This is a genomic window from bacterium 336/3 (genome assembly GCA_001281695.1).
GTDB lineage: Bacteria > Bacteroidota > Bacteroidia > Cytophagales > Thermonemataceae > Raineya.
This window is the reverse complement of the sequence record LJIE01000001.1, coordinates 1,572,321-1,597,144: the sequence shown is the minus strand read 5'-3', so window position 1 is coordinate 1,597,144 and position 24,824 is coordinate 1,572,321. Positions and strand designations below refer to the sequence as shown.

32 protein-coding genes and 2 pseudogenes are annotated in these 24,824 nt (G+C 33.1%); 5 read left to right on the top strand and 29 right to left on the bottom strand.

Annotation, left to right across the window (positions count from 1 at the left end; translation table 11 throughout):
- Positions 1–8: 8 nt before the first annotated feature.
- Together AD998_07610 and AD998_07605 are read right to left on the bottom strand one after the other, a co-directional pair.
- Entirely contained in the window at positions 9–1,460 is a 1,452-nt protein-coding gene (locus tag AD998_07610; GenBank protein KOY86027.1) for a hypothetical protein, read from the bottom strand.
- Positions 1,441–1,968 (bottom strand): hypothetical protein, encoded by a 528-nt coding sequence (locus AD998_07605; GenBank protein KOY86026.1) that lies wholly within the window; start codon positions 1,966–1,968, stop codon positions 1,441–1,443. The genes AD998_07610 and AD998_07605 overlap by 20 nt, the downstream gene beginning before the upstream one ends.
- Before the next feature lie 107 nt (positions 1,969–2,075).
- On the opposite strand from AD998_07605, the gene AD998_07600 reads away from it, so the two are divergent.
- Positions 2,076–3,785 (top strand): hypothetical protein, encoded by a 1,710-nt coding sequence (locus AD998_07600; protein KOY86025.1) that lies wholly within the window; start codon positions 2,076–2,078, stop codon positions 3,783–3,785.
- A gap of 36 nt (positions 3,786–3,821) precedes the next feature.
- Here AD998_07600 and AD998_07595 read toward each other — a convergent pair whose 3' ends face one another.
- From AD998_07595 to AD998_07575, 5 genes and pseudogenes are all read right to left on the bottom strand, one after another.
- On the bottom strand, positions 3,822–4,472 hold the full coding sequence (locus AD998_07595) for a hypothetical protein (protein KOY86024.1): 651 nt from the start codon (positions 4,470–4,472) through the stop codon (positions 3,822–3,824).
- Positions 4,473–4,718: 246 nt separating this feature from the next.
- Positions 4,719–5,246, bottom strand: a pseudogene (locus AD998_07590) (hypothetical protein).
- Positions 5,243–5,428, bottom strand: coding sequence for a hypothetical protein (locus AD998_07585; protein ID KOY86023.1), 186 nt, complete (start codon positions 5,426–5,428; stop codon positions 5,243–5,245). Before AD998_07585 ends, AD998_07590 begins: the two are co-directional and overlap by 4 nt.
- Positions 5,425–5,739 carry a hypothetical protein gene (locus AD998_07580; protein KOY86022.1) on the bottom strand — a complete coding sequence of 105 codons (315 nt, stop codon included), beginning with the start codon at positions 5,737–5,739 and terminating at the stop codon, positions 5,425–5,427. Before AD998_07580 ends, AD998_07585 begins: the two co-directional genes overlap by 4 nt.
- A gap of 136 nt (positions 5,740–5,875) precedes the next feature.
- Positions 5,876–6,718, bottom strand: a complete 843-nt coding sequence (locus AD998_07575) for a hypothetical protein (GenBank protein KOY86021.1) — start codon at positions 6,716–6,718, stop codon at positions 5,876–5,878.
- Between the two features lie 50 nt (positions 6,719–6,768).
- Here AD998_07575 and AD998_07570 point away from each other — a divergent pair, with 50 nt between their 5' ends.
- Together AD998_07570 and AD998_07565 are read left to right on the top strand one after the other, a co-directional pair.
- The gene (locus AD998_07570; protein ID KOY86020.1) at positions 6,769–8,013 is read left to right on the top strand and encodes a hypothetical protein; all 1,245 of its coding nucleotides are present in this window, start codon (positions 6,769–6,771) and stop codon (positions 8,011–8,013) included.
- Positions 7,997–8,656, top strand: coding sequence for a hypothetical protein (locus tag AD998_07565; protein ID KOY86019.1), 660 nt, complete (start codon positions 7,997–7,999; stop codon positions 8,654–8,656). Before AD998_07570 ends, AD998_07565 begins: the two co-directional genes overlap by 17 nt.
- Here AD998_07565 and AD998_07560 read toward each other — a convergent pair.
- The 20 genes and pseudogenes from AD998_07560 to AD998_07465 form a co-directional block, all read right to left on the bottom strand.
- Positions 8,653–9,396, bottom strand: a complete 744-nt coding sequence (locus tag AD998_07560; GenBank protein ID KOY86018.1) for a hypothetical protein — start codon at positions 9,394–9,396, stop codon at positions 8,653–8,655. The genes AD998_07565 and AD998_07560 overlap by 4 nt on opposite strands.
- Positions 9,375–9,998, bottom strand: a complete 624-nt coding sequence (locus AD998_07555; GenBank protein ID KOY86017.1) for a hypothetical protein — start codon at positions 9,996–9,998, stop codon at positions 9,375–9,377. Before AD998_07555 ends, AD998_07560 begins: the two co-directional genes overlap by 22 nt.
- Entirely contained in the window at positions 9,989–10,669 is a 681-nt protein-coding gene (locus AD998_07550; protein ID KOY86016.1) for a hypothetical protein, read from the bottom strand. Before AD998_07550 ends, AD998_07555 begins: the two co-directional genes overlap by 10 nt.
- A 61-nt stretch (positions 10,670–10,730) precedes the next feature.
- Entirely contained in the window at positions 10,731–10,934 is a 204-nt protein-coding gene (locus AD998_07545; protein ID KOY86015.1) for a hypothetical protein, read from the bottom strand.
- 31 nt (positions 10,935–10,965) lie between these two features.
- Positions 10,966–11,493, bottom strand: coding sequence for a hypothetical protein (locus tag AD998_07540; protein KOY86014.1), 528 nt, complete (start codon positions 11,491–11,493; stop codon positions 10,966–10,968).
- Positions 11,494–11,535: 42 nt separating this feature from the next.
- A complete protein-coding gene (locus AD998_07535; protein ID KOY86013.1) occupies positions 11,536–11,862 on the bottom strand; it encodes a hypothetical protein in 327 nt (108 codons plus the stop codon).
- A 56-nt stretch (positions 11,863–11,918) separates the two neighbouring features.
- Entirely contained in the window at positions 11,919–12,857 is a 939-nt protein-coding gene (locus AD998_07530) for a hypothetical protein (GenBank protein ID KOY86012.1), read from the bottom strand.
- 716 nt (positions 12,858–13,573) lie between these two features.
- Positions 13,574–14,017: pseudogene (locus AD998_07525) on the bottom strand (hypothetical protein).
- A gap of 349 nt (positions 14,018–14,366) precedes the next feature.
- Positions 14,367–14,981: a hypothetical protein gene (locus AD998_07520; GenBank protein ID KOY88107.1), complete on the bottom strand. Its 615-nt coding sequence runs from the start codon at positions 14,979–14,981 to the stop codon at positions 14,367–14,369.
- A gap of 74 nt (positions 14,982–15,055) precedes the next feature.
- The gene (locus AD998_07515; GenBank protein ID KOY86011.1) at positions 15,056–15,298 is read right to left on the bottom strand and encodes a hypothetical protein; all 243 of its coding nucleotides are present in this window, start codon (positions 15,296–15,298) and stop codon (positions 15,056–15,058) included.
- Between the two features lies 1 nt (position 15,299).
- Complete coding sequence (locus AD998_07510; protein KOY86010.1) at positions 15,300–15,977, bottom strand: hypothetical protein; 678 nt, start codon at positions 15,975–15,977, stop codon at positions 15,300–15,302.
- Positions 15,974–16,543 carry a hypothetical protein gene (locus AD998_07505; GenBank protein KOY86009.1) on the bottom strand — a complete coding sequence of 190 codons (570 nt, stop codon included), beginning with the start codon at positions 16,541–16,543 and terminating at the stop codon, positions 15,974–15,976. Before AD998_07505 ends, AD998_07510 begins: the two co-directional genes overlap by 4 nt.
- Positions 16,544–16,548: 5 nt before the next feature.
- Positions 16,549–17,079, bottom strand: coding sequence for a hypothetical protein (locus tag AD998_07500; GenBank protein ID KOY86008.1), 531 nt, complete (start codon positions 17,077–17,079; stop codon positions 16,549–16,551).
- Entirely contained in the window at positions 17,066–17,512 is a 447-nt protein-coding gene (locus tag AD998_07495) for a hypothetical protein (GenBank protein KOY86007.1), read from the bottom strand. Before AD998_07495 ends, AD998_07500 begins: the two co-directional genes overlap by 14 nt.
- Before the next feature lie 54 nt (positions 17,513–17,566).
- Positions 17,567–18,013, bottom strand: coding sequence for a hypothetical protein (locus AD998_07490; GenBank protein ID KOY86006.1), 447 nt, complete (start codon positions 18,011–18,013; stop codon positions 17,567–17,569).
- Positions 17,994–18,446, bottom strand: coding sequence for a hypothetical protein (locus AD998_07485; GenBank protein KOY86005.1), 453 nt, complete (start codon positions 18,444–18,446; stop codon positions 17,994–17,996). The genes AD998_07490 and AD998_07485 overlap by 20 nt, the downstream gene beginning before the upstream one ends.
- A complete protein-coding gene (locus AD998_07480) occupies positions 18,433–18,708 on the bottom strand; it encodes a hypothetical protein (protein KOY86004.1) in 276 nt (91 codons plus the stop codon). Before AD998_07480 ends, AD998_07485 begins: the two co-directional genes overlap by 14 nt.
- Before the next feature lie 615 nt (positions 18,709–19,323).
- Positions 19,324–21,444: a hypothetical protein gene (locus tag AD998_07475; GenBank protein ID KOY86003.1), complete on the bottom strand. Its 2,121-nt coding sequence runs from the start codon at positions 21,442–21,444 to the stop codon at positions 19,324–19,326.
- Positions 21,437–21,793, bottom strand: a complete 357-nt coding sequence (locus AD998_07470; GenBank protein KOY86002.1) for a hypothetical protein — start codon at positions 21,791–21,793, stop codon at positions 21,437–21,439. The genes AD998_07475 and AD998_07470 overlap by 8 nt, the downstream gene beginning before the upstream one ends.
- A gap of 5 nt (positions 21,794–21,798) precedes the next feature.
- Positions 21,799–22,083, bottom strand: coding sequence for a hypothetical protein (locus AD998_07465; GenBank protein KOY86001.1), 285 nt, complete (start codon positions 22,081–22,083; stop codon positions 21,799–21,801).
- Positions 22,084–22,218: 135 nt separating this feature from the next.
- Between AD998_07465 and AD998_07460 the strand changes: the two genes are divergently transcribed.
- Positions 22,219–22,848 (top strand): hypothetical protein, encoded by a 630-nt coding sequence (locus tag AD998_07460; GenBank protein ID KOY86000.1) that lies wholly within the window; start codon positions 22,219–22,221, stop codon positions 22,846–22,848.
- Positions 22,849–23,042: 194 nt separating this feature from the next.
- The gene (locus AD998_07455) at positions 23,043–23,687 is read left to right on the top strand and encodes a hypothetical protein (protein KOY85999.1); all 645 of its coding nucleotides are present in this window, start codon (positions 23,043–23,045) and stop codon (positions 23,685–23,687) included.
- Here the strand turns inward: AD998_07455 and AD998_07450 are convergent.
- Both AD998_07450 and AD998_07445 read right to left on the bottom strand, forming a co-directional pair.
- Complete coding sequence (locus AD998_07450) at positions 23,677–24,183, bottom strand: hypothetical protein (GenBank protein ID KOY85998.1); 507 nt, start codon at positions 24,181–24,183, stop codon at positions 23,677–23,679. The genes AD998_07455 and AD998_07450 overlap by 11 nt on opposite strands.
- 34 nt (positions 24,184–24,217) lie before the next feature.
- The gene (locus tag AD998_07445) at positions 24,218–24,760 is read right to left on the bottom strand and encodes a hypothetical protein (protein ID KOY85997.1); all 543 of its coding nucleotides are present in this window, start codon (positions 24,758–24,760) and stop codon (positions 24,218–24,220) included.
- Positions 24,761–24,824: the final 64 nt, after the last annotated feature.

The window sequence follows — 24,824 nt, the reverse complement described above, 5'->3', positions numbered from 1 at the left end:
TAGAGCATTTAGAAAATGGAAATTTCTTGAACCTGATACACTTCACCACCAAACTTTCTAAAGACTAGATTATCAAAACAATCAGACAAGTGTGTTGCATACCTCTGGTCTATGTTCTGTTTCTCACTAGACTTGTCCTTCTTGAACTCTCCAGTAATAGGTGAGTTCTCAATAGAGATAATCAAATACTTACAAGTGTTGGCATTGATGATAATCTTAGGTAGGTGTGTTGCCTTGCCTGCAAGAAGGTTATTGATAAAGAAGTGTTTTGTTTTATGGTCTGGGTCTAAGCCTGTAACATGGTTGGTACAAGCCCAACCGTATTTAGCAAAGCCTTGTATAATCTGTTCATAGAATGTAAGCTCACTGTTTGCCTGTCTGTTGTTACCATTCCTATCCCCATAGATATTGATGAGCTTGTACTTGCTATGATGGTTAGGGTATTTCAAACAGAAATCCTCTACCAGTTTATCTATGGTCTGATAGTCTGATAAGTATAGCTCATCTATAATCCTGTACTCACTGCCATTCTCTTGAGCAATAATCATAGAGTTAAAGTTGGCGTTGAAGTCAAACGAAACATCAATAGGCTTATTAGGGCTATAATCCCTATGCCCTTGTACTAATATACCAGCATCTGTATAATTGTATCCGTAGGTATTAAAATCTGTGTGGATATTTTCATTGAATGAGGGATAAAAGGTATTAGGCAGTTTCTTGAGCCTTTTATTATCTATCTCTACAGCATACTCTAAAGGGCTTAGGATTTTCTTCTGTTGCTCAAACCATTTAGCACCCAATACCTCTATGTTGTCTATACTTTTTGCCTCCAAATAAAAATACTCATCAGGATTCTCTTTTGCCAGCTCCTCAGTCTCAAACACCCAAAAGCCAGACTGTAACCAGGGCATAGAAGTAAAATCACAGATAGAGTGATGAACAGGATATTTGGCAAAGTTTCTATACAAATTGCCTCTAATCATGGGTACAAGGATTTTATTAAAATCATCCTGCTTGACAAGAGCTGATTCATCTACCTGCAAATCATCATAAGAGCCACCCCTAAGCGTATCCGCAATATCCAAGCTACCTAATACAGTAGCATATCCATTGATAAAAGAAATAACATTGGTGTATTTTCTGGGCTGTCTGTAGGGCAATTCAAAATGTCGTGGAGGCTTTCTACCAATTACATAATGCCCTATTCCTGTTTCAGGATCATATTCTTTCAAACCACAACTATTCCAAGCATCAATACATTCAGGAATAACATTATTAAGAATTTGTCCATAGGTAAGCCCTGCTATCAGTCCTACACCTTTAGGCATGTAGTTAAAACATTGAAATTTGGTAAATCCTAAAGCTTTTGTTTTTCCTGTAGCTCTGCCAGCTACAAATGTTTTTCTTCTTTGACGAGCCTCTAAAAACCTTCTTTGTTTTCTATTTAAGTACACTTTCATGCTCCAAAATGTTAGTAGGTACTATTTCATGCTCTATATCTTCTGTTTTGCCCTTGAGAATGCTAATATCATCACTAAATATAATTTCTCTTGGTGTCATCCACATTTTAGAATCAATGTTGATTTCTGTAGAATCGTATAAGCCATAGAGTTTAGCATACTTATCAAAGCAGCTCTGGGCAGTAATGAAATCTCCTTCTTGTTCTGCTTTCTTACCCAATCTAAGCAAGTTCTCAGCAACAATGTACCTTCTGCCTTCTTTAGAGGCTTGACTCACATCCCCAAAGAGTTGTATAGTATCAGAAAGTAATTGATAAGCCTGCCTTTGGCTCAAATCAAATTTCTTTTGAATTACTGGAATGATTTTAGAGCTTGCATAGCCCTCACAAAGAAGAGAATTGGTAAAATTCATCCTTTCAAGCATTTGAAGGGATTTTTCACTTAAACCTTTGCCTTTGATTAGATAAGCCCTGTATTTATCTAATCTATCACCTTTTTTCTCAAACATCGAGTTTTTTTAGGCAAAATGAGAAAATTTAACACTCATTTTTAGGACAGAAATGGCTGTTTGGTTATATTGGAATACTAAACACTAAACTATTAATTAATATAAATATGGAAATAGTAGAATTAAAAAAACTAATAGAAAGTCCTATAAACAATTTATTAAAAAACATAGGGACTGAATTTAAACAGTTAGCAAAAAATAGACTATTGGAGTACCAAACCAATGAGTATAAAAGAAATCTCTTTGCTAAAACTTTCATACATAGATCAGAACCAATAAAATTAGATGAATTTTATGTTCCTCTACATATTGAAAAACATGGTTTTATAGGTAGTGAAAGAAAAAGAATTTCCACTGAAAATATATCAGAGTTATTGAAAAACCTAAATTACATTACTATTATAGGTTCAGCAGGAAGTGGTAAAAGTACTTTAATGAAATATTTTTTTATAGATAGTATCAAGAGAAAATTTAAAATTCCTATAAAAGTTGAACTTAGATATTTAAATGAAAAAGCCTCTTTTGTTAAATATATTTTTGAAGATATATTTTTATTTCATCAACTTGGATTTACTAATGAGATTATAGATAGGATTCTAAGTTCAGGAGACTTTATTTTTCTCTTTGATGGCTATGATGAAATTAACTATAGTAAAAAGGAATCTATAACTAATGAAATTGATCAATTTGTAAATAAATATGCATCTAATAAATATGTAATAACATCAAGACCATACACAAATCTTGATACTCTACCTCTATTCCATAATTACTCAATCTGTGATCTTGAAAATGATGAAATATCTATATTTATACAAAAGCAAATTCCATCACAAGAAAAAGAGTTGATTGAAAAAATCGAGAAAGAAGCGTTAAACTTAAAAGATTCTTCATATAGAAATTTTCTTAAAAATCCATTACTATTATCAATGTTCATATTAACATATCAGTCATATTCAGCAATACCTCAAAAAAGCTGTGACTTTTATAAACAACTTTTTGATACATTGTATTCTACTCATGATAGCTTATCAAAACTATCTTTTCAAAGAGAAAAACAATCAAAACTATCAAAAGAACAATTTGAAGATATTTTAAGGTTATTTTCATTTATATCTTATTTTGAAGAGAAATTCTACTTTCAAACTGATTATATAGAAAGTAAATTAAATGTTATCAAAGAAAACAGAAAAATTGTATTTGACAATCAAAAACTAATTGAAGATCTAAAAATAGCCATAGGAATATTAAATAAGGAAGGTACAGACTATACTTTTCCACATAGATCTTTGCAGGAATATTTTGCAGCTAATTATATAAAGAACTTGTCAGAAGTAAACAAAAAAGATGTTTTAACGAAAATAAAATTAAATATAGAAAAGAGCATTACATATATGATTGATAATGCAAATTTCATAGTTCTTCTAAAAGAACTAGATTATATATCTATAAGCAAATATATTCTTATACCAAGACTAATAAAATGTATAGAAAATTTAAAGAAAATAGATAGAGAAGATTTTCAAAAACAATATGAAGTTCTGTGTCAAATAGATTTAAGCTCATTATTAGTGCCTAATGAATTTATGAATATTTCTTTATTTTCTTTTGAAGAGATGCAATATATAAGAACAGCAATGAGGAGAACTTATTTAGGATTATTAGAATTTGATAATTATGAGTATAGAATGTCTATCCAAGATATTCAGCAAATCTCTTCCATCATAATAAACAATGGAGAAAAATGGATAGATGAAGTCAATCAACTTGTTTTAGATAAAGAAAAAGGTGATTTTGATATTATAAACTTAGTATAACTTTACCCTAAGAGTTTAAACTCTTAGGGTAAAGTTTTAAAACGGACACTCTAACTCAGCCTCATACTTCTCTGAGATAAGTTTGAGTAAATCACCTGCGAAATAAAAGTTAAGTGGAAAGCCTACCATTTCTTTGAATTTATTTGATAACTCATTGCATCTGATATATCTTTCGTAGCTCTCGGCTCCATGTGGGTGTAGTAAAATAAAATCTACAATGTCCTCTTCAGTAATTAAAATCTCAAAATTCTCTGTAAAGGCATGAGCTTGAGAATCTATTGGAAACCCCTCTTTAGAAATGTAATTGCGTTTAATTTCTTTAGATAATTGGTTTTTATCACACCATCTCTCAAAGCTTTCCTGAGTAGTTTTTGAGATATTTTGAGCAATGATACCAAAAGTACTATAATCATTGTATAAAGCATTTTTAGCATTGATAAAGGCATTGGCTATGGTAAGAGGGCAAGAGCATTGATTTAGATAGAATAGGTGTAATTTACCCTCATCTAAAATATCCTCTATTCTTTCAGGTTCTTGAAAACCTGAGAATTTATTACGAAAACCATAGTAATTGTGTACTGCATTAATTTTTCTTTGGAGAGCCACCTTCTTAGCCGTCTCAGAAGCTGAAAGCATGTAAGCCTCTTGATTCTCGAATCTGTCTGATTTTTTTCTTTTGTTTTCCATGATTTTAAGGGGTTAAAAGTGTAATTGATAATGCAAGCGTCTGCACCATTGGCTAAAAGCCAAAACATTTGCACATTTTTTTTTGAGTTTTTTTTGATTATTTTTGTGTAACCGCATATAAGGCGGTTAAAAGTGTAAAAAAGCCCCTATACATTAGCGTAGGGGCTTTTTGTTTTAATCAAACAAAGTCTTTTGTTCATCATCTTGGGTGGTGGGTGTGGGAGGAGGGTTCCTATACAACACATCCTTACACAACTCAAGATATTCTTGTTCACCTGCTACATCACCTACATTCTCCAGCTTTGCACCATGTTCAAAGAAATGTTCAAAGCCTCTTCCATGCCTTTTACCTGTAGTGGTATGTTTGTCAAAGGCATAATCTGGAATCGGTTTGCGTTCTACATGGTGTGTTCTGAAATGATAGATTTGGAAATGATCTATCAAACGGCTTTTCTTAGCCCTACAGAGTATCACAATAGCATGAGCTAAGAATAATCGGTGTGAAGTTTTACCACCTGTTTTATCGTTCTTTTTTTGCTGTTGGTACATCTCGTAAAGAGCATAGATATTAGAAGGTAGGTTAGGCTCTGCCAATCCTATATCTTCACTGGAGATGATTTTAAGCCTTTTCCAAACATACTCATCATAGTTTGAGATATACAACTCAACAGCCCAGTACATTGCATCATCTTCTTTTCCCCTCCTGATGCTCTTTTGGAGGGCAGAGCTGACCTCAAAAAAGTCATAGCCCTGCTCTGTAATTAATTGCCTCATTTTGTAAATAAATCGGTTTGTTGATTTTGATTGAATAAAGGTGTATCCGTAAAGCCTTTTTGGTTTGAACGCTTTACTTTTAAGTTGATACCTTCCTCAAGGCTGTTATGAACCTCAAGGATAAGTTTTTGCTCTTCTAAAGTTTTAAGAGCTTTAAGAGCTTTTTTTCTTTCTTTGCTCATACGAATAGTTTGGTTTGGTTTAAGGTTTGTAATTCTTTGCGAGCTGATAGCCATGCGAGCTGGAGGCATTGTTTAAAATAGTCCTGAAGCTCAAAAGAACTCTCATAGTAATTCTTATCCGTAAAGTTCTTTTTGATGTACTCAGCTACTCCATTCTTGTAAGTTTTCCAAGCTCTTTTCATCACCCTTTTGGCTACATGGGTGAAATTGATTTGTTTGAGGCTTAAAGCCTTCTTGGTTTCCTGAATTCGGCAAGCAAAAAGCTTATAGAGCTTTTTATTCTTGTGAATTTGTGAATTTAATGCTACCATAATTTTAAGGGGTTAAAAGTGTAATTGATAATGCAATCGTCTGCTTGTTTATCAAGAAGCCAAAACATTTGCACAATTATTTTTGAGGTTTTTTTTGCAAAAAAATAGCCCTTCAGTGAGGGCTATTTTGAGGCTTTTAGAACAACTTTAATTGTTCTGAGGTATTTGGTTTAGTTTCGGAGTGTTGAACTTTTATAGGTACTTTTTTGGCTTGAGTAGAAGGCTTTTCTTGGTATTGAGAGGCTTGTACGGAAAACCCTATACTTTGTTCTGGAGGAACAGGCAATATCCCTACACCAAGCATATTGATACGCCAAACCTTCTTATACTCCACCTTCAGCGAATCTCCCCAGCAAACCTCTCCCTGAAGTCCATTGATAAAAAAGTTGAGGGTGCATAACTTGGCAAGCGTTAAACTTATATCATTTGCGAAAAAATAGTTTTTTGGTGCTAACTCAGCATAGGCTAAAAGCAAACGACCCGAGCCACAGCACGGGTCATTAATTGTTTTTTCTTCTGGAGGGCTTTCAAGGTCTACAATCATCATACCTGCCATAGCCCTGCAAACCTCCATAGGCGTAAAAAACTGCCCTAGTCGTTCATTGGAGAAATGTTCTTCATAATATTCTCCAAGCGGGTCCGAGTAGGGGTGTTTATCTATCTGAAGGGATAAATGCCCCAAAGCTTCACCAAACAATCTTAGCTCTTCTTTCTTATAGCCTTTGATGGTTTGCTGGTATAAAGCCTCATTTTCTTCATCTTTGAAATGAAGGTTTGTAACAAGGTTGGTTCGATGATAACAGCAAATGGCACAGGTTATAAAATCTTCAAATACTCTGTGTCTGTCTTGGGTTCTTGAGAGCTTATCGAATATGTCGAATAACTCTTTTTTGTGCTTGTATGCAATGGATTGCTTCATTGATGTAAGGGTTAAAAGTGTAATGCAATCGTCTGCACCAAAAACTAGAACCCAAAACATTTGTACAATTATTTTTTTATATATTGCATATAATAAAATCTATATATAAAATGAGTTTTGTAGAAAAGATAGTAATAAATGATTGGAAGCAATTTAGTGATATTGAAATAGAATTTCATCCACAATTGACCATATTAACAGGAGCGAATGGTTCTGGTAAAACAACAATATTAAATTTATTAGGAAAGTTAGTATATGGTAACATTCAAGATGAAATAGCTGTACCATCAATTGATAAAGAAACTGGAGGCTTTAAATATATTCCTCGTAGTTTAAAATTAATAGATAATGTTCGAAGCAATATTATAGGATATTTAAAATATCAAGATGGAGAATTTTCAAAAATAAAAATTCCAGATTATGAAGTAGGTGCTGTGTATCATATAGAGTTAGATAACATAAAAAGAATAACAGGAGCATACATTCCATCTCACAGAGTAGTATTTTATTATCAACATATCCCAAATATTTCAACAAGAAAGATTAAAAAATCAGAAGCTCGTTTAACATCATCATCAAGTATAATTAGTAAACTATATCATGATCATTCGAGTAAATCAACAAATTACTTTATAAAAGAAACATTATTGAATTGGGCAATTTCAGGTGCGGGTAATGATTTTATAATATCAGATAAAGAATTAAAAGAATACTTTCTAGAGTTTCAAGATATTTTGAGAATAACATTGCCAAAATCGCTAGGTTTCTCAAAAATAGTTATCAAAAATTATGAAATTATTTTTGAAACAAGCACAGGAGATTTTATGCTTGATGCTGTTTCTGGAGGTATAAGTGCTATTATTGATTTAGTATGGCTCATTTTCACATCTATTGAAAATAAGTCTGAAAATGTATTGGTTATAATAGATGAAGTAGAGAATCATTTACATGCAACTATGCAAAGAGAAATTCTGCCTTCTTTGATAGAAGCGTTTCCAAACGTTCAATTTATAGTATCAACTCATAGCCCGCTTATCATAGGTTCTGTAAAGGATTCAAATGTTTATGCACTTAGATACAATTCTGATAAAAGAATATTTAACGAAAAATTAGATATAGTTAATAAAGCAAGAAGTGCGAATCAAATATTAGATGAGGTTCTTGGTGTATCATTTACTATGCCCGTCTGGGTCGAGAAGTCTTTGGAAGAAATTACTAATAAATATGCAAATAGTGAAATAACCTCTACTATATTTCATCAAATGAGAAATGATTTGAAAGAGCTTGGTTTAGAAAGTCTAGTTCCTTTAACAATGGAAAAAATTATTACAAAAATCAATGATCAGAATAAATAAAAGCTTAGAACCTAATATACTTCAAACTAATAAAGTAGCGTGGACAACGGAATTATTAGATTATATTAGTAATGGAAAAAAAATTCCCAAGGGTGTTTACAATCGGTATAATCATTCTGAAGTAAAGGTACAACTGAAAATGGAGTGTTTTAATAAATGTATGTATTGTGAAAGTGTAGTGGCACATGTTTCACATGAGCATATAGAGCATATTCGACCAAAAGCAAAAGATAAATTTCCAAGCCTAACATATGAATGGAATAATTTAGGATTAAGTTGTCCAGTTTGTAACATGAATAAAGGAGATGAGTATGACATCAATCTTCCTTTTATAAATCCATACATCGAAAGCCCAGAAGATTTTATAATAGCTTTGGGGGCTTATATTTTTCATAAACCATCTAATCCGAAGGGAGATTTGACTATCAGGATTTTAAAATTGAATAGACCAGATCTTTTGGAAAGACGCTTAGAAAGAATAAAAGTAATACACAACCTTATAGATAGATATGTATCACAAACAAATCCTATACTAAAACAAGCAATAAAAGATGAATTAGATATAGAGGTCTCACAGTATAAAGAATACTATTTGTGTGTAAAATCTTTGTATAATTCTATGGTTGATGATAATCAAGCTTAAAAAGGCAAATTCAAAGTAGTCATATAAGGATGTTTTCTTTTGGCGAGGTTTGTGTCGTTTTTCAAACGAATAGCCTCGCCAAAGTATTCTTTGAGTATTTCATACTTCTCTTTTTCAGCTTCAATATTTCGAAACTCACTAAGCCCACCAGGGTTTACAAAAGTGTCCTTAAAAGTAAAACAATAACGCATATCCTTCCAAATCTTTCTATGATAGTAGGCATTCAATAGGCTAATCCAGAAATCCCCTCCAAGCTTCATATCTGTATTCCAAAAGAGTTTTGAACCACTGAGCAAGCCAGTAGCTCCGCCCATCACAAAGCCACTTAGCACAAAAGGCCTATGTCCTGAGTAAGCTTCAGGCATAGGGCTATGATTAAAACCATACAAATAAGCTCCCACCTTGCGAGCTGTCCAAGCAGTTACTTCTATAATTTCACGAACAATGGTAGGGCTATCAATAGGTGCTTTTTCTCCTTTCTCTACATAAAGCTTTCTAAAGTCTTTTACATCATCATCAATAAAGAACGGATTGGTAAAGTTGCGTCTAATCCATTCTAATTTTGGAGGCAAGCCTTTGATGTCTTCTGGGTGGGCGACTACTTCAATACCAGGATTAAATTTTTTGTACTGGTCTGCCTGACTCTCAGGAACACACAAAATACAACCTTCTACTATCTTGGTAGTAGAAACCTTATCAGCTCGTTTGTGTGAAGGAATTATGATTTCAATTTGTTCCATTCTAATATAAATTTTTTAGCAGTGAGTACATAAGGAATAGCTACATTATTATTCTTAAAGCTCTTTTCAGCTTCCAAGCCCAATACATGCTTAATGAAGTTTTCATCTAACTCATTATCACAAATAATAGTAAAAGATGTATGCTTCTCTGTGAACTTGGGTAATATCTCATATACAGGCTTCGGCTTTTCCTCTTCACCTGATTTTAATAAATCATTATATTCAGATAAGTCTAAATCCAAGCCCAAAGAGGCTAAATCAATATCTGAAAAGCTTTCTCTCAAAATCTCTTCTACCCAGTCCCCATCAATTGAATTAGAGGCAATGTTATACTCCTTCAGCTCCGTTTCTGTGAGCTGACGATTAGGTACCCTCACATCTATTAGCTCTTCACCTCTACCCAAAAACTTCATAGCCTTGCATCTCTGATGCCCAGCTATGAGGGTGCCGTCTAAATTGATAGCAGGTATTTCCACCAACCCAAATTTATGTAAGCTATCCTGAAGCATTTTCATTTTTTCAGGAGACATCTTACGAGGGTTTTTCTCATAAGGCAATAAATCATTGACCTTACGCTTTTCTGTACTCCAAACTAACTGCATAATAAATTATCTACGATTAAAAGTTCTTTTTCTAAGGATTGTAGTTTACTGGTGTATTTAGACATTTTTTCCTCATTGTTCCGATTAGCTGTAACATTACTTTTTGCTTTAGAAACCTGTGAACGAAGTAGTTTTTGTTTTTTAAGAAGCTCGTCCTTGGATAAACTTTTATAAACAACTTCCTGAGTAGGTTTCTCAACTTTTATAGGCATTTTACCAGTTTTCTGAAATTGTTTTTTTACTTCTGCAAGCTCATTATATTGATTCTTGCAATCTAAAATCTCTGAAACAAGAGTTTTAGCCTCTTGGCTGTGTGGGTCCGTTTGAGCAAGCAGAGAAAGAGCATTGGAAAGCTTGGCTCCCTGATTATAAAAGTGTTGTTGCTGTCTTGAGATTTCTTCCAGTCCTTCAGCTTTCTTCTGCAATGTGATAGGTTCATAATCAACTTTAGCAGGATTATGAACAACCACTTTTACTTCTTCAGTAATAGTTTTCTCACCCGCCTTCTCCAGTAATACTTTTAACTCAAAAACAATGGTAGGCAAAAGGCTCTCATTCTTCCTTTTATCAATGAGCCTTTTGATATTCAAATTCTTTCCATACTTCTTGTACAGCTCACAAGCTGTTTGGTAGTCTTTGGGACTCTGCAGGAATTTTTTTATTTCGTCCATAAAGTATTCAGCTAAAAAATAGCCTGAGAATACAGGCTATTTTTACTACACACCACTAAAACTACTTTTTAGTTTTATCTTCTTTCGGCTCTTCTTTCTGAGCCTCTATTTTTTTCGTTTCTTTTGTATCCTCTACCTTTTCTACATAGATAGAACCATCATCATAGAGTTTTTCCAAAATATCTTGTTTTGGATTCTCTACATCTACTTTACCATATTTGGTAAGCAATACCTTTGCTTCTGTATCTTTTATTTTGAAAGCCATGATTTTTATAATTAATAATGATTAAACAGTACTAGGCTGCCAAAGGAATAACACCTTCGTAAATCTTATAGCCTTTGCCTGATAGAGCTTTTAACTTACAAGCAATGTTATCAGGGTCAGCACCTTTCAAACCACCATCAGCCTTAATTTCACTAAAGTAAGCAGGTAAGTCAAGGCTACCAACTATGACAGTTTGCCCATTACGCTTCTTTACAATAGCTATCAGTTCAGTATTAGCATTGAAAAAGGTTTGCTCCAATGCATCTTTGGTAGCAGTTGGAAATATGAAATCTATCATATCCTCAAAACTAAGTGAACCTTCAGCACCTACAGAAGAACTATACACCTTACCTGTATCTTTCTGAAAATTCCACTCAGTAAAAGTCTTTCCAGCTTTCATCACAATGTCATCAGTGATTACTTTCTGGTTGGCAGGAGCAGGAGCGGGAATGCTCTCCACATCCTCCGCTTTTGCTACCCAAAACTTGGCAACCAAGCCACCTATTTTGTCAGCACAATTATTAGCTTCAGCAGCTAATTTTTTTAATAATACACACATAAAACTTATAGGAAATAAAGTTTAAAACTAAACTATCAAATGTTACTGTTTGCCAGCTTTAAGAGCCTCAAGCTCTGCTTCAAGCTTTGCATACTTCTCTTTCAAAGCTTCATTTTCTTCAGAAAGGATTTGGCTTTCTGTAAGCTCATTAATCAAGGTTTCTTCTGTAATCTCCTCAACCAAACCACTTTTGTTTTCTACCAAATACTTGAGAACATCAGACCTCTTCAAAGCCTCTTTTACCTCAATGGGTGCAGGTGTTTCCGCCTCACCACCATACAAAAAAGAAGTTAAACCAGGTGTAAAGGCATACCATTTTTTATCAATCTGAAAGCAGGAGCGTGAAGAATTCTTCACAAGCTCCTTCATATCTTTTTTACTACTCACTTTATTAAAAGTTAAAAGTTGAAAACTAAAAGGAAATATTAGACTTGGTCATTAATCCAGATAGCATCTGTATCAGCTATCTGAAAACAAATCTTAAACTCAATCATCACATCGAGCAATCTGTGTGCTGGTAAAACAGTGATTTTGTTGATGTCAGCAAGCAAATCCGTACCAGCAAATAAGTTACCTTCAGGAGTAAGAATGGTTCTGTTAGATGAACCTATCCAGCTTGCTCTTTCAAGGGTACATTTGCCATTAGAAGCCTCTAAAATGCTTTGCTCAAATTGCTTCACATAACTTGTGCCGCCTCTTTCAGTAGCATAGCTCTCATCGTAGTTTTCGATGTTGGTATAAGAAGCCAAGAGCTTCATAGGAACACCCTTCCAAGCTGTAGGCAAAGCCTTCCACATCTGTTTGAACTTCGTTAAAGCATTAGAGGACGTAATAGCCCCAGTAGCCACTACATTTGTTAAATCCCCTGCTGTAATGGCATCAGCAATAATCTTCCCAAAACCATTGCATACATCGACAGGACCAGTCCCAGCAGCATTATACACACCACTATAAGTTGTGATGTCGTTTAATTCCTGCTTGATTTTTCTAACAAGTTCTGCCATAAAGAATTTTTCTAAAGGCAAATCTCTAGGATCGAAACCAGGTTTAGAGATTAATATCAACCACCTGTCTTGCACCTCTCCTGGATCAATCTGAATATCCACTTTAGCAGGCTTAGGACTCAAAATCCTCTCACTAGGTTGGAAAAGATTATTCTTAGGTTCAAAAGCAACTCTATAGGGCTGCACTACTGTGCCGTTTAATTTTAATTTATGTAAAGGCTTATCCTCTTTCAAGTTCTGATATAAGCTAATTTGCCCCTTTTCAATACCATCTAAGCTATTGAGGGTCATAGCTATAATTTTACTTGAATTACTCTCTACATATTTGGTGACTTTGGATAAATCAAATGCTTGTGCCATTTCTAAAATAAATTATAAGTTGGAAATAAAGTTTATACGAAGCTCTACAGAATGCCCAATGCCTTCAGTTTTGCAAGTTCTTCATTGGCTGCCTTTGCCGTTTTTACATATTCAGAATTGCCATAAGTGAACTCTTCAGTCTTAGCCTCCTCATTGAGTTTATCTTTCTCAGCATCTACCTGCGTAAAAGCTTCAGAAGCCTGACCACCCAGTTTTACATACTTCGCTTCTAAATCAGCATACTTGGCATCTGAATCAGCTTTGAATTTGTCATATTCTGCTTTAGAATCTGCTAATTGCTTTTCTAATGAAGCTTTTTCAGTAGTTAATGACGCGTTTGCATCATTGAGCCTTTGAAGTTCAGCTTCTACCTTAGCTGCTTGAGCTTTTGCCTCATCTTCCTCATTCTCCTCTTCCTCTTTCTTTTTACCTACAATACCTGTCAGAAAAGGAAATAAAGCCATTTGCATTCCATTATTAGAAGAGCTTTGAGACTTTGCCTCAATTTGGGTTTCTTCAGCTAAAGAAACTGCTTTGTTTACAGCATCCTGAAGTGTGCCTATCGCATCAATCAAACCATACTCCAAAGCCATTGTACCATTGAAAGCCTTACCAGTAAAAATCTTATCATCCGATTTGAGCCTATCACCTCTCCCATTCTTCACCTGACTAATAAAATGATCATTGATGTGGTTTAACTCCTGCTTATACATTTTCTGAGCCTCTTCAGATAATGGCTCATAAGGATTGCCAAGCGTTTTTTCAGTAGATTTATCAGCAGCTATCAAAGTCACCTTCAGACCTTTTTCATCTAAGGCTTTTGAAGTATCCACATGCGTAATAAATGTACCTATACTACCAATCCAAGCAGAAACACCACTATTAGAAATAATATAGGATGCCTGAGAAGATGCCCAATAAGCTGCTGAAGCTGATAATCCATCTACAAAAGTTACTACAGGCTTTTTAGAGTTCTTGACAGCATTGGCAAAGTCTTCCGTTCCGTCCACTGTCCCACCAGGAGAATCAACATCCAAGACAATCGCATCCACATTCGGGTCATTGTTTGCACTATTGAGCCAAGAAACATAATCTTTTGTCCCATAAGAACACCAATCACCACGTTTTGAGATAGGACCGTGGATAGGCAAAACAGCTACAAATCTTTGATTTGTGTTTTTCTGAGAGCCTTTATAAGATGAGCTCACAAAATAAGTCATGATTGGGCGACCTTGCTCATCAGCATTCAAAATGCCTTTATGATGCTTTCTTTCAGAAAAATTGGCTACTGGCAGGTTTTCAAGAGGAGCATTCGTTTTGATTTTTTCTAAGACTACAGGAGCCACACGCTGAAAGTAGTGAAAATCCATAGCCCAAAAAACCGCTCCAAGTACGCTAAACATAAGAATTAATTTTTTCATTGTGATACATGATTTTGTAAAATAAAGAAGTAGCCCAAAACTATATTTTTAGGCTACTTTTCTTTAGGACAAAAACGGCTAACTTTTTTTATAAGATTACTTCCTTCATTACTCTCTGAACAGTCTTAAAGGCTGCTTGAGCTGATTTATCTTGATAAGTTTGTGAAAACAATAATTTAGCATCATCCTTATTAGTAAAGAATAAATTTTCTACCAAAACAGCTGGGCAACTGGTACCATAGATAATGGTAAAGTTTTCTTCATTATCTACATCACCATCACTCATTTCAGCTCTGTAAGAAATCATATTTCCACATATCTTTTTTTGTTCTTCAAACCAAATAGAAGCTATTTTATCACTTGTAGTAACACCTCTTGTTGTCCAAACTGAAAAACCTCTTGGATTTTCTCCAAGTCCTTGAGGGCTATTTCCAAAAGCATTAGAATGGAATGAAAGTAAAATACATTTAAAGCCTTCTTTAGCTTTTTTCTGATGTATTCTATTTGCTCTATTACAAAGCTCTAAAAGAGGTGTATCATTATATTCATGATATATCCTTTCATAGTCTATACCTGCCTCATCCAAAAGTTTACACAACTTGTTAGCAATGGCACGATTTACATCACCTTCTCTAATCTCAAAATCCAGCTTTCCATCAGGATTGATAAATTGAAAGTATTTTCCCCAGTCTTTGCGGGTCATGTACTCTCCTGTGATAGGGTGGGTTGCTCCATGCCCAGCATCAACGATTACGCAAATTTTCATAAGTTTTATATTTAAGTTGAAAAATCAAGGTTTTTAGGAGGCATTAAACTTGAAATATCAGCCCAAGTTTGCCAGAAATCTACATTGAGCATATTAGGCTCAGAGGGCTTTTTTATATACCATAAATCTTGTTCATGTGCTTTTATAATAGTATCCCAAGAAATTGTACCTGAATCATCAGGAAAGCCATAATTTGTATTGATTGTATCAAGAGCTGTTTGAACAGACTCTAAAGTTTGAAATACAAGCCACATATTACAATGAATGATAAGAAGTGAGATAATTCATCAGAGCTATTCGCTCAGAATTTGTAAGTGTTTGGCTAAAGAAAAGAATATCTTTCACCACTCCATTTAGAGAAGCCACCCCACCAACGCCACCAGTACCACCAACATAAAGAACATGGTCGCTGTAAGAACCTGTATGCTCCCCAGACATAGCTTTGAAAGTTGGTAAAGATGCAAAGTTTGTGCTGGGGACATTATTCATTCGCATATTACTAGGTACGTTAAATATATTTGAGGAACCTAAATTTCCAAAAAACACACTGTCATAAGCTCCTACAGAAGGACGAAGCATGTAGAAACTTCTGTAATCTGTAAAATTAGGAGTATCAAAACAGTTTGCCACAATCCAACCTTCAGCAGGAACAAAACCCAAGTCATCACAATGTAAAAAATCATCTATTGCATCAAAAAGCCAACCATCATTTGTTTTTTGTGGTTGCTTTGTCCCCAAACTTTGAGCTAATATTTTTTCAGAAATAGGGCATTTGTAAGAAGTAACATAAGTATTACCACCATCAACCCTTATGCTAGTGCCTGCAATGTTTTTATGCAAAGCTCTAAAATTATTATATCCTCTAAGTTCTTCAGGCAAATCAAAGTAGATATCCTTTTTTTTACCCATCATACTAGAAAAAAAACCCCTCATGATACTACAGGCTTTTTATAAACTGCTGCATTGACATACCAACCTTCCTGATAAATCATGGATATAATTACTTTATCAGTAGTATTATTAGGCAATTGCATGGTAAATTCGTTACTCCCTACAGCTGTAATACGCAATTCAAAGCCATCGGATACCTCAAAACCAATAGAAGTATGCAAACTTTGTAGTTTTAAAGTATGACCATTGCATGCAAACACACATATCTGTATGTAAGCACCATGAGGAGGCAGAGCATTAGGTAAAACTATGTTCGTATTTCCTTCTACATTTTCAAACCAAGCATAGTAGGTTTTCAAATATGGATTAGGAAAATTTTGAGTACCAGATACATCAGCGTAAGCATTGGCTACACTAATAGGCTCTTTATTTACAGTAAGGTTAGTAATAGAGGTTTGTAAGCCATCCGTAACATCTTTATGAGCCTTAGAGTCCCATAAATCCTGAAGCTGTTGCCCAATTCTTATGGCTGTATTTGCCTCATCGTTGGTTTCATTTTTTACAGCTGCTGCCTGAGCCACTCCAGAGGCATCACTAATTCTTCCCATATTTTTTAATTGAAAGTACTGTTGAAAGTTTTATCAAAAATGCGTGTAATAGATGCCAAGAAATTAGCATCAACATGAGGACAAGGCACAAGCGTTTCACAAGTAAACTCAAAATCAGTTTCGGAAGGATCTGTAAGCTTCTTTTTACTATCATAGTCTGTGCTAAAAGAAAGTGGGTTTTCAAGATTTCCAATCAGCTTTGAAGCTCCATTAGTATCTTTATAGACTGCTAAAAACCAATGCTCTGAATACTTTTCAATCCAGTTTCTCAGCTCAAGACTATGACCTCTCATAGTAAAAGTCAATCGCTGTCTGTAGATAGTGCCGTTAGGTCCTCGTTTGTCATTTTGCCTGTGTTGTGCTGTTCTTGTAAAAAAGGCTACATTAAACTTGTTTTTCTTATTATCTAACTCAATATCACTAATCACACCAGCCAAAGGCTTACCCAATGAAATGACATTCTGTAAAGAGATAAGTTGAATTTTAATGATGCCTCCCAAATTAGCACACTTGTTCTTTTCATCAATCCCTGCCATTTCCTAAATATCCACTAATGAAAATTTGCTTGCCTGCTGAGGTAAAAGCATTAAACTCAAAATACCCATCATCAGAGATGTAACCAATATCCTGAGAGTCGAACTTCTGGCTTGTATCAGGACGCTCCAACCAAATCTTAGTACTGTAGAAATTGCCTTTTTCATCCTCAAAAGAAGCTACATGATAGTATCCAAAGATTTTTGTTTTTGGATCAAACTCAAGACGAATTTTTCTACTGCCCTGGGAAGCTTCAACTCTTACAAGTTTCTCAGTCTTGATAATTTGAGCATCAGTTTTCATAACGCTCTGATGCCTGAAGGACTGTGCCTCTATTTGCATGGTGCTTGCTTGTGGAGCAGGTTCTACAGAGTAATTGTTTTTACTACACTGAGTAAAAAGCAATAGGATGGGTAAAAACAATAAAAAAGGCATAAAAAAAACGGATATTTGTGAAGCTTCAAATATCCGTTTTACCTCTAAGATGCTTTAGGACAAATCCAAGCATGATTTTTTTAAACTTTTTTCTCTCCTCCAGATTCGTGCCGCACTATCCAAGCTCCAATAGTCTTCAGGAATGTCATAAACCTTAAAAAAATTGCGGATAGCCTCTGAATCACTAACCCCTAAGCTTATTTGAGCCTTTACAAAAGTATAGAATAGCTCATAGATATGCTTCTGATAAATAGTATTGAAATGCCTTACTTTATAACTCTTATAGACTCTCTCAATAGCTCTAGGAACAGATATACTAATCTCCGTATCATACTTTGTTTTCGGTAGAACATTGTATTTATAATTTTGAATAGAGACACAAGACAATACAATCCTCCCAAGATGCTCATGTAAATGAATCTTTACAGGTTCGTTATACTCAAGTAAAATGAAATGTTTTACAAGATTTGTGACTGGTATTTTAATCAGCTTTTTCTTCATTTACTATAGTAGTTTCTAAGTTGAAATTAATCTTTGAAACAGCTTCAAAAAACTTATCAAGTAGGTTGTCTGGTAAGTCGTCCAGATGATCAGCGTAAGCCATTAAATTATATTTCAATTTTCCAAAGTTTGAAAGGTAACCTACAATATGTTCTTTGAACATTTTTTCTACAAGTTTCTTTTGCCCAGCGTTTAGTAAAAAATAGCCTTTTACATTTTTCTCCAAGAAACTGTTATCAATAAAAGTTTTCTTTTTCATCACAGGCTCAATCTCAAGTATCTTTTGAATACAAGCTTCAATGAGTACACTGAGTTGCTGATAATTTTTTCTTGTATCCTCATTCAAATCATCAGATAGATAAGATAAAGCTAAATTCTTTGCTTTTTGGCTAAGGTTTTCGTTCTGGGTGGTATATCGCTTATGATTTTTCATTTTGCATAAAGGTTTTATGGAGACTATCATTTTGACTAAAATAAGCTTTCAAAAGCTTCATAAATTCATCTTGTGTTGCAGTTAAAGAGAAATAAGAAAAGTTGAATTGGATATCCTCTGGTTCAATGTTTCTCTTCGCTAAAGCGTACTCATAAACGCCTTCTCTTTTGTAAATAACCCTCACAAATACTTGTGTAGTGGGTGAAATCATCTTACAGATTTCACTGCCATCATGATTTTTTAGGTAAATCGGATAATTCATAGTTTTAATTTTTTTTTCGCAAGACAGTAATTTTTTGATCCTACATTTCCTACAATCCTACAAAACCCCAAAAATCCTGTTTATTTTCATTTAGAGGCTGTTTTGTTTGTAGGATTCCGTCCTACATTGTAGGATACTTTGTAGGATTTGTAGGAGTTTGTTTTTCCTACATCACCAACTTTCCTACATTGTCCTACAACGTCCTACATATTTTTACACATTTCCTACATACTTTTTTTATATAACTAATTGTTTTTTAATATTTTATATATGCTCTGTAGGATTGTAGGACGTGTAGGACAAAAAATTTAGGTTTTGTGGAATTTTTTTTTGTGTTTTTTCATAAGAATGGAATATAAAAACGGTCTATTTTGTAAACTCTTTTGATTTTTGATTTTCTATACTTTTTAGTTTAAAAAACTAGTTTATTAAAATAGTATAGAATTAAATTAAAAAGACATGAGATTATTAAACTATTTGCGTTTAAAAAAATCATTTTTCCTTTTCTCCCTGTTTCTCAAAAACTCCTGATAGTAGTAAGTTCTCTTCCAAAAGGCATAGGCAGTAATTCCTACCAAAAGCCCTATTATTAAGTAATCAACCATAGGTTTAAATTTAAAAAGGTGCGTTTTTAGGAGAATCCTCATCAAATACATTTTTTTGAATAGGCAGAATAGTTGTAGGTGGTTCATACTTTTCTACTTCTTCAGTATCTTCATGTTTTTCTGGAGGAATGTATGTAAGCCTGATGGGGAGCTTGTCTAAATTAAACTTGTAAGCAGATGAGTTGGCTTTTCCAAACCAAGTTGAAGTGATAAAGCTATCAAAGCCTTTACTTCTTTCTAAGTATCTTGTTAATGATGATTTATCTAATCCTCTTTCTCCAAATTGCCTTACATGACTATCCATGTATAAAGGGAATATTTTAGACATTCTGATGTATAAAATATTATCAACTACCTTGAAATCTTGGTCAAGAACAATTTGATTAGTTTCATAAAGGAATTGAACAATATCCCAGAATTTGCTAATTTTTGAACTACTGCTAATCAATTCAGATTGATAAAGTATTCTATCTACAAAATACTTTTTCGCTTGCTCAAGTGTAAAATGCAACTTGATTTGTGGGTATATTATGTCAAGAGTTGCAAGAAGTACGGCATAATTTTTTATAATCCTATCATCTAAATTCTCACCTTCTTTCTTAGTTTCTTTGAATAGATAATCAATAGAGTTGTTGAATTTTTCAGCAAATTGTTCAACAAACAAAGCTCTATGCTTTAAAATTTCAGTTGTTAGGCTACTAATTCCTTGTATTTGATTTGTAACTAACTTTCCATAAGCTTCTTTCTGTACCTCATTGAAAGTAGCCGTTTCAAATTCTATAAAAATGACTCTTTTAAATAAAGCTTCATTGCCTGTTGGTAGTTCTTCCCCAGAGAGAAGGCAAGCTGAGTAAATAGGAGTTGTTTTGGTTTTATTGTCTTGTGTCATTAGAGCCTTTTCATAACCAACCCCATCATAGATGTTTTTGAGAGATTCTAATTTTTTCAAATCAATACTATTCTTAAACTCATCTAACCAGATCAATGAGTTATAGAATTGCCCAAACTTTCGCATAAATCCTTTTGGTGTACCAGCTCCACCAAGCATAAAAGGCTCTTGAGCATCTCCAAAAAGAAACATTAAAGAAGCTGCCATAGTAGTTTTACCTGTACCAGGAGCACCAAATAAATTGAGTATTGGAAAAAACCTTGTTTGGCTAAAAATTACATCTCTAAAAATTGATGCAACATAGAAACTGATAGCTATAATAGACTTTTCCTGATAAGTTTGGTAAAACAGTTTCGCCCATTCCTGAAAGTCAATGCTTGACTTTTTATAGACAAATTTTCGTTCGTTTTCATACGAAAAATCATCATACTGATTAATCTTTGATAATGCAGGTATGTATATGTTCCTTTCTTTATGCTCTACAATACCATACTCATCTATTTCATGAAATCGCTCACCATCAAATATCCCATTGGCGAAGGCATAAACAGAAGCTTCCTTTTGAAATCCAAGAAAACGGATTTCTTCTGATGTTTTTTCTTCCATAAAAAGTTTACGTTTGATTTTTTTAAGATGTGATTCCTTTCCTTCAAAAAGGAAATTGCCTTCAGACTCCACAGCTTGGCAGAATTTTGATAAAGAAACCATTGTTTCAATACTCATATCTACCATAGCCTTGTGTCCATACATATTTTTAATTTCTACAAGTCTTTTAGGCTCAGTTTTTGACTTGATTAGAAATTTCACTTTCATAGTAAAATTGCTAATAACAACATCTACGCCTTCCTTTTCAGACATGAAATAGCAGTTTTTAAACTCATAAAAACCATAATTCATGTAGTCTTTTACATCTACACCTTCAGGCAATTTTCTTCTAAGCTCTGCCTCAAAACTTGGGTCTGTCCCCTCCTTAAAATCCTCCCTAAAAATGATTTTTTGAGATTTTGATTTCTCTTTAGAAACTCTCCTTTGATTTGGCATTAATGATTTCGCTTCTATCAATTCTTTTTCCTTATCCTTGAAAGAAGGTGTACCAGGTATCAGGCTACCAAGTTCTTTTTCAAGTTTCTTAATCAAAGCTTTACGTTCATCTAGACTCAAATCATCAGTGCTTAAAACCTTATCAGGTTGTTTTTGAGGACTATTTTTATATTTATCAGTTAATTTTTTAAACTCATCCATGATTTGGTTCATTTTTTCGATATTCTTGGAAAATATTAGTCATATCTATTGTACTCTGTATTTCACTTACCCAATTCTTATGAAACTCTTTAGCCCATTCTTTATAAAAAAATATTTCACTCTGCATTTTTGTAATCTCTTCAGTAGTAGATTCGATAAAGAGGACTGTATCAGCAATCAAGTTTTCTATATGTTGTAGCTCTTTTTCTCTCTTATCAACCTCAAAGTTTTTTACATTAGGAGACTTGATATACAGTGATAATCTATCCCTCATACTTTTCATAGTCTTATCTGCTTGAATAAGCATTTTCTTGAGAGCTTCTTGACGTACTAAAAATTCATCCGACATATCTTTTAGAAATTTGCTTTATTCTTATTATTAGGATATATTTTTTTAAATAGCTCATCTATAGAGCCTCCTGATATATGATTTGCTAAAACTTTGAGACGGATTAAATCAGGATTATTGTGAAATTTCTTCAGAGCCTTATACATCCCATCTTTTGTTATTTTACAACTATTACAAAAGTCTTTATACAAAGCTTCCTTCTTTTTAGGAGATAAGGTTTCATTAATTATATCCAAAACAGAAGCCTCATTTACCCTTTTATTAAAAATTTTTTTGTCTTTCATATACATTTTGTATTTATTTTTATAATATTTGTATAAAATTATATCATATTTGTATAAAAAAATATACAAAGTGTATAAATATTATACAAATATTATTACCCTAAATGTATAATATATTTTTAAACTTTAAACATTAAACTTATGATAGGGCAGAAAATCAAAGATTTAGTAGAAAAAAGCAACAAACTAAAAGAGCAAGTTGCTTTAGATTTAGACATGAATCCTTCCAATTTGTATAAATTATACAAAAAGGATAGTCTCAACACAAGTGTATTATCCAAAATCGCAAATTATTTTAATGTGCCTATTTCATATTTTTTTGAAGACTTCTATAATGTAAGTCAAGTAGATGCTTCAGGCGATTTTGTGCTTAATATAATACCTACAACAACAAGTGCTGGTTATGGTGATGGAAATGATATAGGCTATACATTAAATGAAATGGAAAAAATGAGTATAAGAAAAATTTTAAATCTTGGGAAAGATGACTATGTGCTAAAAGTAGAAGGCACGTCAATGGAAGGCGTTATTGAAGATGGCGAACTCCTTATTTGTGGTAAAACAACTCTAAATGATGCTAAAGATGGACGGGTTTATGTATTTATCATCCAACACGTTGGAAAAACTGTAAAAAGGCTCCAGAAACTATCAAAAGATGAGATAGTATTAGTACCTGATAATCCACAATTTCAATCTCAAAAAATCTTAGTACAAGATGTTATTGAAATTTATGAAATCAAATCAAGGGTTAATCCAAACTCAATTTCTTAGAATAATTTTGGGACAATTTTGAGACAATTGAGACAAAAAAATACCTGATTTTTATAGGGACAATTAAAAAAAATATGACTAAATAGCAATTAAAAGGTTTTTTGGGGAGCTATTCACATTCCGATATTCTCCACGAAAAACTTGAACAATTTGTTCAAGTTTTTGTTTTTATATGAGGTTTCAAAATATGATTTATGAAAAAAATAGTATTCTATATTTTATCATTTTTTTTCTCAATTCTTGTTATTTCATGCAATACTAAAGCAAGAGATAAAAAAGCTATTCAATTATGTCTTAATAAATATTTAGAAACTACTCAGGCAAGCAATGGTTTGGAAGCCATTAAGTACATTGATAAACAATCTATTGCCTATTATGACAATATTGTGAAATTAACAAAAACAGCTGACTCAACTACTATATCAAATTTAAAGTTTTTAGATAAGTTTTTTGTACTTGGTGCAAGACATTTATTTAAAAAAGAAGATATATTAACCATGAATGGTGAAAACCTTTTTATTCTCTTGGTTGCCAATGATATGGTAGGTGATGAGGAAAAGACAAGTAATGTTCTTGTTCAAAATATTAAAATTGAAAAAAACCATGCCACAGGTGAAGTTTTAATGGATAAGAAAGGTAAAGTTACCATCAGTTTTAACAAAATAAACAATGAGTGGAAATTCAATTTGCTTTCTACATTTTCCATTGCCGAAGAAGAATTCAAGAATATAATTTCTCAATTAGATGATTCTATGAGTGAAGATGATTTTTTAGTCCTACTTTTAAAAGAATCTAATCAAAAAGAGCCTTCAAAAGACATCTGGAAGCCTATTCTTTAGTTTCAATTTTTTCTTTCTGAAAAAACTGAACGAACCAGCGACTGTTAGTCATAAACAGATAATAAATAATTATCTGCGTTGCATCTATAACTACATGAGTCTTGTGAGTAGAATCTTTAAATGGTGTATTATCTTGTAACAATAGATATACACTTCTTACAAACCCAGCTAAACTAATTACTAAATTAAACCCTCCTAAAACAATAATTGCCATTTGCAAAATAACAACATGATTCATAGATGTAAATTCTATTCTTTCCTCTTTAAAGTTTTTTTCTAATTTTAAAGCTTCCACAACTTGTGTTGTTCTGAAAAATAAAAATTGTATAGCTCCTAGATAAAAGCCTACATTGAATAAAAAATAACCTATTTCTTGTAAACCTACACTTGAATTGATAAGTGTGAGTATCAAATTAGGTATTATGGATATTGCATCCAATAACACCCAAAGTCCTATAATTCTAATACAAATTATCCAAAAAGTTCTAATACTCATAATTCTATCATTTATTTATAATATAGTATTTTGATTAAGATTCATCCACCTTCTTTGGATAAATAAACGCATTTATACAAAATATCACCATTATTAAGCATGGTACCCAAACAATTAAAAACATCAAACCTCCTGCTGTTACACCAAACCAGCTACTCAAACGAACCTCTTCATAACTAATTATCAGCAAGTCTGGATAATGTGGGTGTACAAGTACTTCTACTTCTTTACCATCATAATATGTTTTATTGAGAGCAATTTGTAGAGCTTCTAAATTTTTAATTTTATCTTCACCCATATGAAAACTGGTTTCTATAACATTTCCTATGCTTGTTTTATAGAAACACTCACACTCGGCACTGTAGGTAGTTGTACTACTATTTTTAGATTTGAAAGATTTTGCTTCACAATGACGAATAGTTACTTTTATAGGTAAATATGCTTGCTGAATAGTCGCATAATACCAAACAGATATGTAATTTTTATAGTACCAAGTAGACAAGAAAAATAAAATTACTCCAGCTCCCAAACCAACACTTAAGCTAATGAAACGTTTTGAACGATTTGAAGGCTCCATATATCATTATCAATTATGCTTTTATCAAATTTCTATATTAAAAATAAATTTTCTGAAAACCTAA

Bases quoted from the DNA above. Each gene is read 5' to 3' on its own strand.
- AD998_07520 (KOY88107.1), bottom strand. From the start codon at position 14,981: ATGACCCGCAAAGACTGGGGAAAATACTTTCAATTTATCAATCCTGAT.
- AD998_07475 (KOY86003.1), bottom strand. From the start codon at position 21,444: ATGGATGAGTTTAAAAAATTAACTGATAAATATAAAAATAGTCCTCAA.
- AD998_07455 (KOY85999.1), top strand. From the start codon at position 23,043: ATGAAAAAAATAGTATTCTATATTTTATCATTTTTTTTCTCAATTCTT.
- AD998_07560 (KOY86018.1), bottom strand. From the start codon at position 9,396: ATGGAACAAATTGAAATCATAATTCCTTCACACAAACGAGCTGATAAG.
- AD998_07610 (KOY86027.1), bottom strand. From the start codon at position 1,460: ATGAAAGTGTACTTAAATAGAAAACAAAGAAGGTTTTTAGAGGCTCGT.
- AD998_07485 (KOY86005.1), bottom strand. From the start codon at position 18,446: ATGAAAAATCATAAGCGATATACCACCCAGAACGAAAACCTTAGCCAA.
- AD998_07450 (KOY85998.1), bottom strand. From the start codon at position 24,183: ATGAGTATTAGAACTTTTTGGATAATTTGTATTAGAATTATAGGACTT.
- AD998_07535 (KOY86013.1), bottom strand. From the start codon at position 11,862: ATGAAGGAGCTTGTGAAGAATTCTTCACGCTCCTGCTTTCAGATTGAT.
- AD998_07490 (KOY86006.1), bottom strand. From the start codon at position 18,013: ATGAAGAAAAAGCTGATTAAAATACCAGTCACAAATCTTGTAAAACAT.
- AD998_07595 (KOY86024.1), bottom strand. From the start codon at position 4,472: ATGGAAAACAAAAGAAAAAAATCAGACAGATTCGAGAATCAAGAGGCT.
- AD998_07545 (KOY86015.1), bottom strand. From the start codon at position 10,934: ATGGCTTTCAAAATAAAAGATACAGAAGCAAAGGTATTGCTTACCAAA.
- AD998_07540 (KOY86014.1), bottom strand. From the start codon at position 11,493: ATGTGTGTATTATTAAAAAAATTAGCTGCTGAAGCTAATAATTGTGCT.
- AD998_07480 (KOY86004.1), bottom strand. From the start codon at position 18,708: ATGAATTATCCGATTTACCTAAAAAATCATGATGGCAGTGAAATCTGT.
- AD998_07605 (KOY86026.1), bottom strand. From the start codon at position 1,968: ATGTTTGAGAAAAAAGGTGATAGATTAGATAAATACAGGGCTTATCTA.
- AD998_07505 (KOY86009.1), bottom strand. From the start codon at position 16,543: ATGGGAAGAATTAGTGATGCCTCTGGAGTGGCTCAGGCAGCAGCTGTA.
- AD998_07575 (KOY86021.1), bottom strand. From the start codon at position 6,718: ATGTTTTGGGTTCTAGTTTTTGGTGCAGACGATTGCATTACACTTTTA.
- AD998_07555 (KOY86017.1), bottom strand. From the start codon at position 9,998: ATGCAGTTAGTTTGGAGTACAGAAAAGCGTAAGGTCAATGATTTATTG.
- AD998_07460 (KOY86000.1), top strand. From the start codon at position 22,219: ATGATAGGGCAGAAAATCAAAGATTTAGTAGAAAAAAGCAACAAACTA.
- AD998_07495 (KOY86007.1), bottom strand. From the start codon at position 17,512: ATGCCTTTTTTATTGTTTTTACCCATCCTATTGCTTTTTACTCAGTGT.
- AD998_07550 (KOY86016.1), bottom strand. From the start codon at position 10,669: ATGGACGAAATAAAAAAATTCCTGCAGAGTCCCAAAGACTACCAAACA.
- AD998_07510 (KOY86010.1), bottom strand. From the start codon at position 15,977: ATGAGGGGTTTTTTTTCTAGTATGATGGGTAAAAAAAAGGATATCTAC.
- AD998_07445 (KOY85997.1), bottom strand. From the start codon at position 24,760: ATGGAGCCTTCAAATCGTTCAAAACGTTTCATTAGCTTAAGTGTTGGT.
- AD998_07570 (KOY86020.1), top strand. From the start codon at position 6,769: ATGAGTTTTGTAGAAAAGATAGTAATAAATGATTGGAAGCAATTTAGT.
- AD998_07580 (KOY86022.1), bottom strand. From the start codon at position 5,739: ATGGTAGCATTAAATTCACAAATTCACAAGAATAAAAAGCTCTATAAG.
- AD998_07470 (KOY86002.1), bottom strand. From the start codon at position 21,793: ATGTCGGATGAATTTTTAGTACGTCAAGAAGCTCTCAAGAAAATGCTT.
- AD998_07515 (KOY86011.1), bottom strand. From the start codon at position 15,298: ATGTGGCTTGTATTTCAAACTTTAGAGTCTGTTCAAACAGCTCTTGAT.
- AD998_07530 (KOY86012.1), bottom strand. From the start codon at position 12,857: ATGGCACAAGCATTTGATTTATCCAAAGTCACCAAATATGTAGAGAGT.
- AD998_07500 (KOY86008.1), bottom strand. From the start codon at position 17,079: ATGGCAGGGATTGATGAAAAGAACAAGTGTGCTAATTTGGGAGGCATC.
- AD998_07465 (KOY86001.1), bottom strand. From the start codon at position 22,083: ATGTATATGAAAGACAAAAAAATTTTTAATAAAAGGGTAAATGAGGCT.
- AD998_07600 (KOY86025.1), top strand. From the start codon at position 2,076: ATGGAAATAGTAGAATTAAAAAAACTAATAGAAAGTCCTATAAACAAT.
- AD998_07565 (KOY86019.1), top strand. From the start codon at position 7,997: ATGATCAGAATAAATAAAAGCTTAGAACCTAATATACTTCAAACTAAT.
- AD998_07585 (KOY86023.1), bottom strand. From the start codon at position 5,428: ATGAGCAAAGAAAGAAAAAAAGCTCTTAAAGCTCTTAAAACTTTAGAA.